The 17,620-nt window shown below is 45.5% G+C and carries 5 protein-coding genes; 4 read left to right on the top strand and 1 reads right to left on the bottom strand.

The window, feature by feature from the left end:
- Positions 1–104 precede the first annotated feature (104 nt).
- Positions 105–2,480 carry a phosphoenolpyruvate synthase gene (gene ppsA, locus ACL2XM_RS08870; protein WP_410015006.1) on the bottom strand — a complete coding sequence of 792 codons (2,376 nt, stop codon included), beginning with the start codon at positions 2,478–2,480 and terminating at the stop codon, positions 105–107.
- Positions 2,481–2,687: 207 nt separating this feature from the next.
- Here ppsA and ACL2XM_RS08865 point away from each other — a divergent pair, with 207 nt between their 5' ends.
- The 4 genes from ACL2XM_RS08865 (at position 2,688) to ACL2XM_RS08850 (ending at position 17,578) form a co-directional block, all read left to right on the top strand.
- Positions 2,688–3,509, top strand: a complete 822-nt coding sequence (locus tag ACL2XM_RS08865) for a pyruvate, water dikinase regulatory protein (protein ID WP_410015005.1) — start codon at positions 2,688–2,690, stop codon at positions 3,507–3,509.
- A 107-nt stretch (positions 3,510–3,616) separates the two neighbouring features.
- Positions 3,617–4,663: a 3-deoxy-7-phosphoheptulonate synthase gene (locus tag ACL2XM_RS08860; RefSeq protein WP_410015004.1), complete on the top strand. Its 1,047-nt coding sequence runs from the start codon at positions 3,617–3,619 to the stop codon at positions 4,661–4,663.
- Positions 4,664–4,959: 296 nt separating this feature from the next.
- A complete protein-coding gene (locus ACL2XM_RS08855; protein WP_413732756.1) occupies positions 4,960–10,803 on the top strand; it encodes a hypothetical protein in 5,844 nt (1,947 codons plus the stop codon).
- Between the two features lie 916 nt (positions 10,804–11,719).
- Positions 11,720–17,578 (top strand): hypothetical protein, encoded by a 5,859-nt coding sequence (locus ACL2XM_RS08850; protein ID WP_413732754.1) that lies wholly within the window; start codon positions 11,720–11,722, stop codon positions 17,576–17,578.
- The last annotated feature ends 42 nt before the right edge of the window (positions 17,579–17,620 follow it).

Here is a 17,620-nt window from a genome sequence, read left to right as displayed (position 1 = left end):
TGGATATTGTTGCCATAAAAGGTGAGCTATAAATCTTTGGCTAAAACAAAAAAGCCGGGGGCGTCCCCGGCTTTTTTTTTCGGTGTTTTTCAGCGAACGGAATATCAGAGTTCGGCCAGGCTTAGCCAGGTCTTTACCACGGTATCCGGATTCAGGGACAAGCTGTCGATACCCTGCTCCATCAGCCAGGCGGCGAAATCTTCATGATCCGAGGGACCCTGCCCGCAGATACCGACGTATTTACCTTGCCCCTTGGCCGCTTTGATAGCCATCGACAGCAGGGCTTTTACCGCCTCGTCCCGCTCGTCGAACAATTCGGAGACTAATCCTGAGTCGCGGTCCAGGCCCAGCGCCAACTGCGTCATATCATTCGACCCGATGGAAAATCCGTCAAAGTGTTGCAGGAACTGATCCGCCAGCAGGGCGTTGGAGGGAATTTCGCACATCATGATGATTTTCAGCCCCTGCTCGCCGCGTTTCAATCCCTGGCGCGCCAGCTCATCCACCACCGCCTTGCCCTGGGCGACGGTACGCACGAACGGCACCATGATTTCCACGTTGGTCAGTCCCATGTCGTTGCGCACGCGTTTAATGGCGTCGCACTCCAGCGCAAAACAGGCTTTGAAATTCTCGGAAACGTAACGGCCCGCGCCGCGAAAGCCCAGCATCGGGTTTTCCTCGTCGGGTTCGTAGCGCTCGCCCCCCACCAGGTTGGCGTATTCATTGGATTTGAAGTCGGACAGGCGCACGATCACCCGTTTCGGCCAGAATGCCGCGGCAAGCGTGGAAACGCCTTCGGTAAGGCGGGCAATGTAGTATTCCTTGGGGCTGTCATAGCCCTGGATCAAATCGTTGATTTCCTGTTTCAGCTTCGGCGTCTGATCATCGAACTCCAGCAGCGCGCGGGGATGGACCCCAATCATACGATTGATGATAAACTCCAGTCGCGCCAGGCCCACACCGTCGTTGGGCAGCCCGGCAAAATCAAATGCCCGGTCGGGATTGCCGACGTTCATCATGATCTTCAGCGGCAGCGCCGGCATCTTATCGATGGCGGAACTGTTAACGGCGAAATCCAGCCGTTCCTGGTAGACGTAACCGGTATCGCCCTCGGCGCAGGAGACGGTAACCTCCAGGCCCTCGGCAAGGCGCTCGGTGGCGTCGCCGCAGCCCACCACCGCCGGGATGCCCAGTTCACGGGCGATGATCGCCGCATGGCACGTGCGCCCGCCGCGATTGGTCACGATGGCGGAGGCTTTTTTCATGATCGGTTCCCAATCCGGGTCGGTCATGTCGGTGACCAGCACATCCCCGGCCGCGACCCGATCCATTTCGCTGATATCATGAATCACCTTAACCGGACCGGCGCCGATGCGATGACCGATGGCCCGCCCTTCAATCAGCACCTCGCCGCGGGATTTAAGCTGGTAGCGCTCCATCACCTGGCCGCGCGAGCGTACGGTTTCAGGCCGCGCCTGGACAATAAACAACTGGCCGGTATGGCCGTCCTTGGCCCATTCGATATCCATCGGCCGCTGGTAATGCTGTTCGATTTGCAGCGCCTGACGCGCCAGATCCTGCACTTCCTCATCGGTAAGGGCGAAACGGCGACGCTCGCGTTCGGGAACATCCTCGATGCGCACCTGTTTACTGTGTTCCTGGCTATCGGCATACACCATGCGGATTTTTTTCGAGCCGATATTGCGCCGGACAATCGCCGGTTTGCCCGCCGCCAGCGTGGGTTTATGCACATAGAATTCATCGGGATTGACCGCGCCCTGCACCACCATTTCACCCAGGCCGTAGGCGGCGGTAATAAACACCACCTGGTCAAAACCGGATTCGGTATCGATGGTAAACATCACGCCGGCCGCCGCCAGATCGGAGCGGACCATGCGCTGTACCCCGGCAGAAAGCGCCACGCCGCGGTGGTCGTAGCCCTGGTGTACCCGGTAGGAAATGGCGCGATCGTTGAACAGCGAGGCGTAGACGTGCTTGATGGCCGTCATGACGGCATCAATGCCCTGGACATTGAGAAAGGTTTCCTGCTGGCCGGCGAACGAGGCGTCGGGCATATCCTCGGCGGTGGCGGAGGAACGCACCGCAAACGACGCCTCGTCGTCATCCGCCGACAGCTGCCCGTACGCGGCGCTGATGGCGTTTGCGAGTTCCGGCTGGAAAGGGGTATCGATAATCCATTGCCGAATCTGCTTCCCGGCCTGGGACAATGCGCCGATATCGTCGATATCAGTATGATCCAACAGATCATAGATACGCTGGTTGATGCCGCTCTGATTGAGAAAATCATTAAACGCTTTGGCCGTGGTGGCGAAACCGTTCGGCACGGAAACCCCCAGGGCGGATAAATGGGTAATCATTTCCCCCAGAGAAGCATTCTTACCACCAACGCGGTCTACGTCATGCATTCCGAGCTGGTTGTACCATAATACGCTATCTGAATCATTGTCAGTCTGAGACATCTGATCATCCTTTTATAACTTATAATGAAATAGGGTATTGCTAGTGATAATGCCGGGTGTTAACGATTATTTGACAGAGCGTAGCATAAACTTTATTGCATCTGCCTAGGATGAATCGTGCCAGCGCCAAAAATCAGAGTTTGCCGCAATGGATTTATCGATAAAAACACCCTTAAAGCAACATGCGTACAACATCAGGAGAACATCATGGAACGCAGCGTATTCTTTATTTCCGACGGCACGGCCATTACCGCTGAAGTGGTCGGCCACGCGGTGCTGTCCCAATTTCCCGTCTCCACCACCAGCTATACCCTGCCGTTTGTGGAAACCGAGACCCGGGCCATGGCGGTGAGCGAGCAGATCAATGCGCTCTATAAACAGAGCGGCGTGCGTCCCCTGGTGTTTTATTCCATCGTATCGCCGGTTATCCGCACCATTGTGGAAAACAGCGCCGGATTTTGCCAGGACGTGGTCCAGGCGCTGGTGGCGCCGCTACAGCAGGAACTGGGATTGGCACCGGATCCGGTGGCGCATCGCACCCATGGGCTGACCGCCACCAACCTGACCAAATACGATGCCCGCATCGCCGCCATCGATTACACCTTGGCCCATGATGACGGCATCTCGCTGCGCAACCTGGATCAGGCGCAGATTATCCTGCTGGGCGTGTCGCGCTGCGGCAAAACCCCCACCAGCATTTACCTCGCCATGCAGTACGGTATCCGCGCCGCCAATTATCCCTTTATCGCCGACGACATGGATAACCTGCGCCTGCCGGCGGCGCTGAAACCCTACCATGATAAACTGTTCGGCCTGACCATCGATCCGGAGCGTCTGGCGGCCATTCGCGATGAACGCATGAACAACAGCCAGTACGCCTCGCTGCGCCAGTGCCGGCTGGAAGTTAACGAAGTCCAGTCGCTGTTTCGCAACCATCAGATCCCTTTTCTCAACTCCACCAATCATTCAGTAGAGGAAATGGCGACCAAAATAATGGATTTACTGGGCTTGAACCGGCGCATGTACTAATGCAAATTGCATTATTTTTTTTGAATTCATCTGCTTTTGGTTTATTGTGATCGGCATCACTTCCCGGTATTTCCACCGTTGCGAAGAAGCCATTTTAGAGATTGTCCATGTTTAACACAGATGAATTGCGCACCAGGCGCATTGGTCGTCTTATTGAGCCGGCGAAGCTTGCCGAACTTTTGCCTCTCACCCCGCAGATAACGGATCATGTCAACGGCGCACGCCGGCGCATTGAAAATATCCTTCACGGCAACGATCCGCGCCTGCTGGTGGTGGTGGGCCCCTGCTCCATCCATGATACCGACGCCGCCATCGATTATGCGCGCCAGTTGAATACCCTGCGCGTTCGCTACCAGGATCGCCTGGAGATCGTTATGCGCGCCTATTTTGAAAAACCGCGCACAGTGGTCGGATGGAAAGGCATGATTTCCGATCCTGGCCTGGACGGCAGCTATCGTGTCAATGACGGGCTGGCAGCCGCGCGCCGCCTGCTGCTGGCGCTGAATGAAATGGGGATGCCCACCGCCACGGAATTTCTTGATATGGTGATCGGCCAGTATATTGCCGATTTAATCAGCTGGGGCGCCATCGGCGCCCGCACCACTGAAAGCCAGATCCACCGGGAAATGGCGTCGGCGCTGTCATGCCCGGTCGGGTTTAAAAACGGTACCGACGGCAACACACAAATCGCCGTTGACGCCATTCGCGCCGCCCGCGCTTCCCATATGTTCCTGTCGCCGGATAAGCAGGGCCAAATGACCATTTACCAAACGTCCGGCAATCCCTACGGCCATATCATCATGCGCGGCGGGCGCACGCCTAATTACCACGCCGCGGATGTGCAGCAGGCCTGCGCCCATTTGCAGGAGTTCGGGCTACCGCCGCATTTGCTGGTGGATTTCAGCCATGGCAACAGCCAGAAGCAGTATCGCCGCCAGCTGGACGTGGCCGAATCGGTATGCGCGCAGATACGCGGCGGCTCACGGCGGGTGGCGGGCGTGATGGCCGAAAGTTTCCTGGTGGAAGGCAGCCAGGCCCTGCTACCCGGCCAGGCGTTGACCTATGGCCAATCCATTACCGACGGCTGCCTGGGCTGGGAAGATACCGAAAGACTGCTGGCCATGCTGGCCAACGCGGTGGATACCCGCTTTTGAGCGCATGGACCCCGTCAAAATAGCGCCGAGCTTAGTTAACGCGCCAAGGCCGCCTGAAGGCGGCTTTTTAGATAATAATCCCCACAAAAAACGACGGCAATAAAATCTCATTTTTTGTTAAACCGCCACAAAGTATTAAGTTTTGATTCACCCGCGCAGTGATATGATAAACCCATGCTGGCAAATATTAACATCATTGCACCCGCACGATATATCATTCACCGATCACGACCATAATCTTGCCCGCATAATAACCCCATTAATCATTGTCAATCATAATGAATAAGGAAGAATTCATGCCTAACATGACAAATGCAATAGATATTAACTCTCATGGCAATATGCGGTGCATCGATCAAAAATTGATGACACATAGTTCAAGACATCCTTATACCGAAGCGGTTATGAATGTCAAAAATATTTACTTAGAAGATAAAATCAATAAAACTGAAATAAATGGACACAGCACTGCCCGATATGGTGATGCACAAGTAGAAAAGAACCATGAGAAAAATATCGACTATTTATTTTGTTGCGTCAATGAACTCCGAAATAACCTGGATTGTTTATTGCGCCCCGGCAATACAAAATATATCGCAATTGAATTAATGGGGAACAAAAAATCCATACCCGCAAAAAACATCTCATTGCCCAGCGGCAGGTCAATTTATGCTGGGTATGTTGAGGAAAGATTAATTGTATCGGACGGCAGCAATTATCATATCGAACACTCCTGGCACACACCATTAACCTGGAAAGCAACTTTTGCCAATTTGCTTGCTCACCTTACCTACGCAAGCGGTTGGTCGAACGCAAAGGACCGGCCCGGCTGGATGCATAAAGCGTTTAACTGGCTTGGCAGCATGGGCGACCCGTTAATTTTCCCACAGGCCGACGGCAAGCCGTTAGTCCCTACCAATTTCACTTCCGGTAATGTTATTTACGCCGCGCAGGCTGATTTTTCGGCGCAGTTAGGCCCGGCAGACACGATTTCACGCGAGGAAAAAGACATTGAGACCACCACCTTATCACCGCCGGTCAAGCAGGCCTTGTCTTCTTCATCTGGGACCGATAAGGCAGTGAAGACCGCCGTTATTCCCAGTCAGTTAATATTTATTATCGATAGCCATGAGTTCAAAATTGCACCCGCGAATCTGGAAGCCGAGGCTCAGCTGCAAAGCCTTATACATTATTTTTTTCAGCAAAACGCAGCGCAGGTGGACAATCCCCTGACCATGCTACTTGAATTTGACGCGTATATCGGCCGCGAAATGGCGATTATGTTTCATCAGGGTTTATATCTTAAAGAAAAAAACAACTCGCTTAATATTATTATTTTCAAGATGATTTCCGAAAACATTATTTCCACCATGAACATATTGGCGTTAAAAGGCTCACCCACTGCCGATGACATCGCCAAATATTCTGAAGATCAAATAAGAATTGGCGATTACATTACTGATTTAGAACAAAGAGTGCTGGATGCCACTCGGCGTGTTGATACTAAAATCATCAAAGAGTTGGTGTCGCACATAAGAAATAAAGACTTCCCCACAGCCAAAAAGGAAATAATCGATAATATTAAGCAATCTACATTTGAGATGCGTGTTTATTACAAAAGATTACTGCATTATTTCATATTATTCACTCAGGCCCTTGATGAATACCGACACCAAATGACCCTGGACGATTTCCCTTCATTGGAAAAAGCTTTGTACATTAATTCCCAAGATATTTACAGTGCGTTGATTAGCGGCAACTCTGAACATTTGACAAACAGTTTAATAAAGCTAAAATTCCTTTATATCTTCGAATATACACGCTCCAATGGCATCAGTATATTTACATCAAATTTTATCGTACCGGGAGAAATATCAAACCTGTGGCATATTTTTGTTGAAGATGAAATTGAATTCGACAAAGAGGGGATGAATAAATTATTTGCCGAGGAATTAATAAGTTTCATTTATCAACACAAAACGTCGCACCTGCATTTCGATCAAGCTTTGGATTTAATCGAAATTTCCCGCCTAGATGAAATAAACACAAACGATAAAGGCAATTGGATGGAAAATAACATAAGCTATTTTTATCGTGCACAGGAAATATTATCAAATATTATCGAAGCTAACCAATTTGAAAAAGAAAAATTCCTTGAGAATATTTTTTGGTATAATGACTTCGTCAGCAGGCTTCACAATGACAAAACGCTATTCATTATGATGACATATTTAATTAATTTGCAAAAGTTATTTATTAATGAAGTGGTTAATTTTCGAAGCAATAAAAGACATATAGTTGCAACAACTCAAGAACAACGTATCGCAGCTGCAAAAATTGAAGCGGCACGAAATATATCCCTAAAGGAAACGCAAGAAAAAGATGATTATAGCTTAATACTGGAATATAATAATCTCGAATCAAACGGTCACTTAGAAGTTCTAACCAAGGCCGCGGTTGCCTGGTATATGTCACAACAAAATAATATCGATGATGGTTTTTTAAGCGCTATCAATGTACTCTATATACTCAAACACTTTATCTCGGCTCAACAGAAAATCTCACATGAGCATCACATTCGGCAGCAACAACCTTTCACCAGTGTTTTCCAGCTCAAACCTTCATCACAGATAGATTCGGCTGATGGATATTATAATCAATTCAGATACTACAAAATTCATGATTCTTTTTCTGAAGCACAAAAACTCACCATGATTGCCTTAAATAACTCAACTTTGAATTATTTAGATGTTATTTATCCACCAAAAGACATTATCTGCTTCAAGATATTTTCCCGCAATTACGTTACTAACCATTTATCCCCCTTTACAACGGTATATCTCCCTGCGGAAAATCTTGGCTATCTATCCATTGCAACATTACATAGCAACCGGCAGGTATTATTATCCACATTGAATGGTTTCCCATTCATCGCCGATATCGACACACCGGAAAAAACCGACATTATCCTTCAAATGAAATCATATTGGGCTAATTGCGATAGTATTTTTTCGTTACGCAATCGGCCTCAGTTTCCTATTAATGAAACGACACTAGCGTCGCTATTCCCCAAAATCGACGCCAATAGTAATAGACTAACGTCCATGGTTGAAATACTGCTGCGTCCTCCCGAGGAGGAATCAATCGACATCGCCGCGCCGGCATATGGGTTGGTTGCCGTAAAAGATAATGATATAAATTTAATCATCACACCTTATACACCTCAGCAACAGAATACATTCCAACCCTTAAGCATCAACCACTCTTTACTAACAAATTTTGACTATATGAATCAGGCAACATTGATATCCATTGCTGATGAGTTGAAAGAAAAGTTATATGAAGCCACTTGGTTGGAATACATTGCCGCTTTTATCCCATTTTTCACCACGCTTTGCCGTCACTGGCATGATGAAGAGCATGAAATAAAATTTGAAGACGTTATTTTTGATATTTATGATCTAATGTTGACATTAGCTTCTTTTACCGGCCAGTTTAAAAAAATATCTGAAAACACATTAAAACATGCCTTACATAAGGCCATCGAGCAGAAAATACGGCATGATCTTTTTAAAAAATTTGTCATCAACGAGTTAATCAACGCATCCCCGGAAATAGGGATAAAGTTTACCAAAACCGCTCTAAATGAATTCTTTTCTTACTTTAACGTTATCCATCCTTCAGGTAAGGCTTTATCGGTCTTTGTAGATAATATACAAGTTAACATTCTAGATTCAATAGCGATCGCTAATCGCGCCTTAAAATCCGATAGTGCATTTAAAAAAAAACTCCGCCAACCTTGGAGAGCAAATGTAAGTGATAATATATTAGAAACATTAAACACAGGAGTTGCCACAACAAATTCAACATCGGCTGAATTATTTTACGTCATCAATAATAATGACTACTTCCCGGTATTTTGGGATAAATATAACGGTGAATGGAGAATCATCAATTCACATGGCCCCAATTATAAAAACTTTGCTATTCCCGTTGCCCGCACCCATTCTGGCAACTGGGTTGCGAGCGCGGGGCAATTAGTGGACTTGAAATTTTCATCCTTCAGCATAAGTCCAATGAATCACAAGAAATTTGATAATAAAATAATCTTCATGGAGCCTATAAAAACAAGTAGTTATCAAAACATTTCAGATAATTATTTAATTGATTTCCATAAAAAAATATTACATTTTTATCTACAAAGGCATTATTACTCACAAAGGATAATTGGCGCCGAGATAGACATTAATGTTTTTCTGGATCACTCTTTTCATTTTTTTTCCATCAAGCAAGAAATACTGGCTTTACAAGAATTTAATGGATTTACTTATGATATAAAATCAAGCGAACTTGTGATAAAAACGTTAAGTGGCATTGATGATAGCAAAGTGCAATTCCGAGCAGTATGCGGCTGGCGCAGCAAGAACGACATGATGGCAGAAACATATTTCGCCTTGGCCATTAAGATAGGAGAGATGAAATACATCCTTGATTTAAATGAAATCCGTTCTATTTTTGGCTTCAATGACACAAGAGATGTTTTCACAGAAAACGAATGGGTCATGATGATGAATAACTCACCGTCTCCCTTTGAACTGATAAAATTTAAAGATTTTGAATTTATTGGTGATGCCAAATATTTTAATTATCGTGAGGCGACAGCACCGCACACTTATATAAAAAATGGGTTTTTACTAAAAGAGCCCTCTTGGTATAGATCATTAACTATAAAAACAAATACCAGTTTAAAGAACCTCAATGTTTTTCAAGAAACTATTGTTAATCCTGAAATTCATTTAGTAGCAAGAGTATTGCGAAATCATTTCGAAAGTTATAATTTTAATGAAGAATTTATTTTATATGTGTTACTAAAATCTGCAATAATTGATAATGCGGGCGCCGCAAGATTATTAAATCTAATCACCCAGGCCAAATCCAACAGGGTGATGAGTCTAGCCATTTTAAGTAATCAGCAAATAATACCCTCTACCTCCGCCTTATTAAAAATCAATAAAGGCAAACTGATTGCTGTTTTTAATTATCTCGATCAGCTTGAGCATTTATTGCTATGTATGGGTAATGGACGTTTCATAGGCTTGGGCAATGATTTTTTTGGTTTTGCACCCCAGGCAAGAGCCACGTTAATTATCGCCGAGCAGATGGGTACCTTCATCCATGGTCTGTTAAAACCTCATCATGTGGAACAAACCTTTACAGTATTCGCCGGTGATGCGTTCGGCGCGAAAGACGATGCCCCGGTAATGCTGGACGATGTTCCCAGAGAGAAAATCCCTGAATATTTTATCGATGGTCGCATAAAAAAATATCGGGAACAACATATTCCCCGGGAACAGGTACTGTTGGGTAAAGATTGCCATATATCCCGCATTAACGGAGCTACGCCGCGTTTATCTATAAAATTGCGTGGCACACCTTTTATGGTTAATCATATGGACGTTGTCGAGTTTTCCGACATCCTTAAAGGACTGAAATATTTAGATGGTGAGAAATTTGATTTGCGTAGTATTACCAGCATCGAGTTGACATCCTGCTTCAGTGGCTATGGAAGCCGCTATTCTACCGCGCAGGCCCTGGCTAATGAACTGGGGATTAGGGTTTATACTGTGCCACCTTATATCAGTGATACTGTAAGGTTAAGAAGGCCTGAATGGTTTTATGACTATTATCCCGAAGAAGTTAGTATGAGCACGATGGGCACCCCCAGCGAACTGCCGCATTGGACTCACCACCAGGAATATATCAAAGTGCAAAATATGCAGCGCGCCATGCACGAAATTTTGTATGCCATGCGCGACGTTATTCGCCGATTGGAATTCATACAACGCGGGCAAAACATTACAGACAGTCCCTTTCATGGTGTGTCCCAACACGTTCCTTTTATTTACATCGACATATTGCAGTTATTCTACCCACCTAACCCTCACCACCCTCTTATTGTAGGGGATATAACATTGCGTCCCGATTCTCTTAAATTGCTTAAAGAAATTATCGCGGATTATACTATTGTCGCCGGCAACGAGGTTTTCATTATCGAACAAGCCTTTATGGATATTATCCTATCAATTGATGAGTATAAATATTTATCCAATCAATTTGATACTACCTCTCTTCAAGACTAAGCGCACGAGCACACTGTCTTAGCTCAAGCACAGAATCACTCATTGCCGGTCTCAGTCAGGCGGCGGCGCGGGAAAGTCGTTAAACGCCGGTCCGTCGTCAAACGGACGGCGCGGAGTCTGGTGTGGCCCGGCCAAATGTGGCGTTGTTTTGTTCGGCCCAGCTGATTATTTTCTGGGCCAGAGAGTGGCGCAGGATAAGGTGGCGATTTTAAGAGGTCACGCCCATGTCGTGCCGCTACCCAATAAATGCAGCGTCTCAAACGCCTGAAACCCGCGCCCTACGCAGCGGGGGGCTGCCATGAGAAAGGAGAACCCTGTAATACCGGTGTCTGTGCCACGGCGCTAAGACGTTCAAGTGTCGAAAGACTGGCGGCATTTTTTTTCTGGCGACGACGTCAAATCAACAGGCTAAATACGCCGCGCCCGCCTATCGGCTTTATGCCAGTTGACATTGCATATGTCGTCATAGCTGTCCGATGCATGGATAAGCATAGGCGAAAGACTATTTACCAAACGACGGGTAACCGTAGCGGCCATATCATCATACGCGGTGGCTACCTGGGCTGACAGTGAACAGCCACCTGAGCGGCTGGCCGGTGCGGTTGATTTGCGCAGCCGACGGCAAAAAGCAAGTTAAGCCAGCCTTTATGGGCCGGCATCAAAGGTTGCCCTTCCCTGCGGCTTTTTTATGGCGGATTATCACCGCGTCTCCCCGACTTAACCTCTCAATCAATTAAACAAAATCTTATTAAAGCTTAATTAAGCTACTCGTTTATATTATGGTAGGTCACTAACTCCTTGCATAACCAATAATACCAACCGGAAATAGGTCGTACACCATTTATCATTGACGTTATCTGGCCCGTACTCATTTCGCCCTCAACCTCGTGAGCATCAGCACAACTTAAGGAAATATATGGTTAATTTAATCAATTACGGCACATCCAATGCCCCATCGGCGTCATCTTTTTATTTGAAACCAATAAATAGTTTGCATTCATTTTCAAAAGTCATCATTAAAGCTAGAAATATTAATCACCCAAAAGAGCCAGATATTCACCATCAAGGAAACCAGACGGGTATTGCCGGCGACAAACAGCGGTCCACGCCGGGCTCAGATGATAGAATTAATTATTTATATCAATGTGCAAATGAATTGATTCGCAACAAAGACTGCTTACTCACGGCCGGCGGCGTTCGTTATATTAATATCACGCTAATGGATACAACAATTAATCTCCCCGTCAGGCATATTACTTTGCCGAGCGGCCGGGCTATTCTAGCGGGATATTTGGACAGCCGGTTGGTTGTGGTCCACGAAAATAATTATTATATTGAAGATCTGCTGCAGGCGCCCCTCACTGTCACCTCGGCGCTGGGCCAATTGCTGGCGCACCTGGCTCAGGGATATAACACGGGGTATATCCTGGCGCGCCCGGCTTGGCTGGATACGGCTTTAAACTGGTTCGCCAACGCGCGGGATCCGCTGATATTCCCCCAGACGAGCGGCCTGCAGCTCCATGAGCCCGCAGGGCGCCAAACCCTTTATTCAGCCGCTGCCGAGATATCAGCGCATCCGGCCCCCGCGGGCGATAGCCCACGCCCATTAGAAGTCAAGCCGGCTCCGGCGCTTCCAACAGACGCCGTGATGCCCCATCCGCTCGGTGCGCGCGCTGATGGCTCGCCTGAGATTGGCCGCTTTTTCATTGATGACCAGGAATTCAACCTTACACCCGCCAATCCCGCCGGCCGGGCGGTGTTACATGAGCTGGGGCGGGAATTGCAGGCGACGGGCGTTAACCTTGCCAACGGCAATCGCGAGACGTTAATAGAGTTAGACAAGCTTATCGCCGCCAAGGCTGAAGATATATTTTATTATGGGCTTTATTTTAAAGATAAAGCGTATGTACTGCACGTACTGATCCTTAAAACGTTAACCGAAAAACTCTTGACGTCGTTGCTGGGTTTAAGCGCAACAGACACCGACGGTCATCGCCTGATCAAACAGCATATGGCTGAATATAAAACTCTGCACGACTATATTCCGGATATAGAAGGAAAGCTTGTCGAGGCTTATGAAGATATCAATATCGATATCATTAGTCATACTGTAGCTTTGCTGAAAAACAGGGATTTCGCCTCAGTCGTAAATGAACAGATATTAAAAATTAAAAATACTTCATTTTATGATCATGCCTTTCATGTCGAAATATACAACACGCTCAAAGTCATGAAAATAGCTCATGATGAATATACCGCACAGCTTTTCCAATCCGACCATACCACTTTGGAACGGGTCACTTACACGACCAATCAGGACATTTACACCGCTCTGATTGATAACAATAAAAAAGCCTTAACCGAGAGCCTGCTGAAATTAAGGTTTTATTATATATTTGAGTATACCCGTTTTAATGAAATAAGCGTTCATACTAATAACTTTTTATTGCCAGGAGAAATGACCAATCTTGGATACCCTTTCGTCGCTGATGAAACTATAATTGATATTGCGGATATGGAAAGACTCTTTATAAATGAGGCGGAAAATTACATCCATTTTAGACATAATAATCATACCCATCTAAATTTTATACTTAAAATGGTAGAGTTATCTCGGCTGAACGAAGTTCAACCTGAAGATGAGGCATCCTGGCAAGAAAAAAACATTGCACCCTGGGACCAGGCATATGCTATTTTATCGGAAATACTGATTGCAAATTACCAAGAGCAAGAAAAATTCCACACAGAGCAGAAATGGTATAACGACTTAAAAATAAACTCACATGCATATAAGTCAACGCTTATATTACTTGCTTACTTCAAGAATTTGCAAAGAATATTTATTAACATCATTGATTATTTTAGGGGCAAAAATATAACACTTGTAGCGGATAATGCTGAACAATATATTGCTGCGGCAAAAATTGAGGCGATGAGAACCGAAACTAAAAAAACGCAAGGCCACCATACAGATTATCAGATGCTTTTGTCATATCAGCGACGGGTTTTGGAAGGTGATGTTGAACTTATGATGAAAGCCTCCGTATTTTGGTATCTAAGCACAAAAAACAATTTTGATGAAGACCTATTGTCTTCATTACAAGCATTGTATATTCTAAGAAGTTTTGTCAGCGAACAACAGCATTTTTTCATTGAGTATAAAACGCGCGAACAAGTGGGCCATTTAAGCATTTATCAATTGTCACCTTCAGATAAAAAAGATTCTTTAGAAGATTATTATAAACAATTTTATGATTATAAGCATTTTTACGCCGGTCATGAAGCCCGTAAAAGCAGCCTGGCGGCGATTAACTTGTCCGCAATCGATTATGTCGACGCCATATACCCGCCAAAAGAAATATTTTGCTTTGAAGTTTTCTCGCGAAACTATGTTTCTAACAGCCTATCCCCGTTTAATTATGTTTATTTCCCCCATAAAAATATTGGCTACCTCTCACTTTTGCGATTACAAAGCGGCAAGCTTTTTCTTTTATCAACCCTTAGCGGTTATGTCTTTATCCATGACATTGATAAATTTGATAACCAGCCTTTTGTGCAACAGATGATGGCTTACTGGCGCGGCTATAACGCGAATAAGCAATCGGGGCGCCCAGAGCCGCTGGGGTGCGGGGCTGATTTCCTGGCGGGACTGTTTCCTGATATCGACGCTAACAGCGGCGATCTTACCACCATGATCGACCTGGTGCTTTCTCCTCCGGAAGACGAGCCCATGGGTATGCATGCGGCGCCCTTTACGCTGGTTGCAGTCAATAGTAGCGATATCATATCATTGATCAAACCCTATATTTCACAACCGATTGACTCGTCACCGCCGGTAAGTCTTGATACGCCGCTGATTACCAATATTGATTATTTGTCTCATGCGACACTGCTTACCATTGCCGATCGATTGAAAGAAACGCTGCGTAACCATAGTTGGCCTGAATATATAGCCTCGTTTATTCCTTTTTTCGATACGCTTTGCAAACACTGGTATGATAAAGAGCATGAAATAAAATTCAATGAAATCATGTTCGATCTATTTGATCTCATCACCACGATTGTATTTATGGGGGGGCAATTTAAAAAAATCCCTGAAAACACATTAAAACATGCATTATACAAAGCCATAAAAAACAATACACCGCGAGAGATGCTACAACGATTTATTCTTAATGAATTAGTGCTATCCGCACCTGAAGTGGGAAAAAAACTCGCCGCGGCGTCGGTTAAGGAATTTGCTTCTTTCCTTTTTCCGCTACAGCCTTACGGCAGCTTACTGTTTTTTCTTACCTTGAACATTAAAAATAAAATCACCGAAATTGTTTCAATCGTCAACGAAGCTATCAGAGCAGAATCACGGCGCAAGAAAAATTTGCGGCAGGCATGGAAAACAGATATTGATGCCCGTCTACTGGAAATAAAATCAACGGGTGTTTTGGTTGATAAAATCACGCAAAACAAATTATATTATGTTGTAAATGATAATGACTATTTCAAGGTTTTCTGGGATAAACATTATGGAGGATGGAGGATTATCAATAAAAAAATGACTAATGAAAAAGATTTTGCTGTGCCGGTAGTACGCAGCAGCACCGGCAATTGGATAGCCAGTGTCGGTAGTCGTTCCAGTCATTTCATTGCCTCCTACGATTTTTATGAAGTAGCAAAAAAAAACCGCAATCATATTGAGATAATACAATGTGAAGCTGCGCCCACCTTGTCAAAAAAACCGGATATCGATAACAGCACCATAGATTTCTATAAGCGCGTGATACGATTTTATCTTTATAAAAATGATTATGTGCGTGATATCATTAATCAAAACATACAGCATGAAAATTTTATTGGCAGATTTCATCGCAGCTTTTTCTTTCGGCAGGAGATTATTGATTCTTTAAAGTTTAACGGTTATAGCCAGGATGAAGAATTTCTGGTTTCCGCTATACGGGCCTTGAGTGAAAAACAAGAAGGGATTATGCGTTTCCGTGCTATTTGCGGCTGGAAAAACAAGCATTCAACAGTACCTGAAACCTATTTTGCATTAACACTTGATATTGAAAATTATAAATTTATTATTGATCTTAAAGAAATGCGTGGTTCATTCATTTTACTGGATACCATGGATGTTTTCACCGAAAATGAATGGTTGAGCATGTATAATAAATCGCCATTAGAATTCGAACTCATTAAATATAAAGATATCGACTCATTAGAGGATGTTAATTATCTGACATACCGGGAGGCTACGTCGCCGTCCAGTATTCTTAAAAACGGTTTCTTGCTTAAAGAACCAACATGGTATTTTCCTTTGATTATCAGAAGCAATAATGCTCCTGGCAAACTAAAATATTCAACCGGTTATATGCAATCATCCGATTTTCGTCTGGCCGCACGGGCATTACGCCATTCAACTTATACCTATACGTTTAAAGAAGAATTCCCCCTGCATGTTTTATACAAAACCAAAAAATTGGATAATGAAAGCGCAATAAAACTGACCCGAATGATAAACCAGGCAAAAATAGATAATTTTAATAGCCACGCCATTCTTTCCGACAAATTCAGGATAACATCCATAGAGAACATGCTCAAAATTAACGAAGGCAACCTTTTGGCGCTCTACAGCACGGCCAATTTACTTGAGCATCTATTGCTTTGTCAGGGCCACGGTCGATTTATCGGCATAGAAAATCACTTTTTTGATCCCGACCTGCCGGCAAGGGTTTCCATCGTTATCGCCGAACAAATGGGCACGTTCGGGCAAGGGCTGCTGACGCTGCGCCACAACGGCAAAAACCTCTTCGTCATGGCGGGCAAGGCCTTTGGCTCGAAGATTGAGATCCCCACATTAATGGATGAACTTCCTCGTGAAAAAGTGCCTATTTATCTGAGTGACGGCCAGCAAAGAGGCTACAGAGAGCAGCAGGTTTCGCGCGAAAAAATCCTGTTGGGAAAAGATTGTCATATCGACCTGATCAGTGATGCCAAGACGCGCTTAAGGATAAAACTGCATGGCGCGCCCTTTAATGTGAATAACATGGATGCCATTGAGTTTTCAGACATTGTCCGCGGGCTTTCGTATCTGGATAATGCCAAATTCAGGTTTCAGGATTTGGAAAGCATTGAACTTTTTTCCTGCTACAGCGGCTATGGCCACCGCTTTTCGACGGGGCAAATCCTTGCCAATGAGCTAGGTCTGCCTATTAAGGCTTACCCGTATAAAATCAGCGACGATATCCGCCAGCGCAGGCCGGAATGGTTTACCTGGTTTCGACCGGGTAAGCAGCATATGAGCCCGGCCCGCGGCAGCGTCGATTCCTCTCATGGTTCCGAGGATGGAAGCTTCAGCCAAAGCCAGAGGATACATCGCCGGTTGCATGATTTGATAAGCTTCGTACTGAATATGCATAAAAGAATTTTAGTCCAGCGCAACAAGCGCGATCGTGCGGCGGCGCCAAATAACACCACGGCGACGGGCCCTATCCCGGCATCAGCCCCAAATGCTGGTCAAATGCCGTTAATCTATCTGGATATTTTGCAGCAATTATATGGCTATGCCCCGCCCAACGCGGATATCCCCCGTCATATACAATCCCTTAGTCCGCAGTCCTTACATATACTGGATGCCATTATCGCCGAATATCACTTAACCGGCGAGGAGGATCGCTTTATTGTCGAGCAGGCTTTTCTGGATGTCATACTCTCGCTGGACGAATATCGTTATCTGTCCGATTGGTTTGCTAATGAAATCAACCCGGGCGATCGGCACTGATGGCATAACCGGACGGATGACGGATAAAGGGCGCGCGCGCAG

The organism is Sodalis sp. RH20 (genome assembly GCF_047324205.1).
GTDB lineage: Bacteria > Pseudomonadota > Gammaproteobacteria > Enterobacterales > Enterobacteriaceae > Acerihabitans.
The sequence above is the reverse complement of the archived record's forward strand: the minus strand, read 5'-3'. Positions and strand labels throughout refer to the sequence as shown.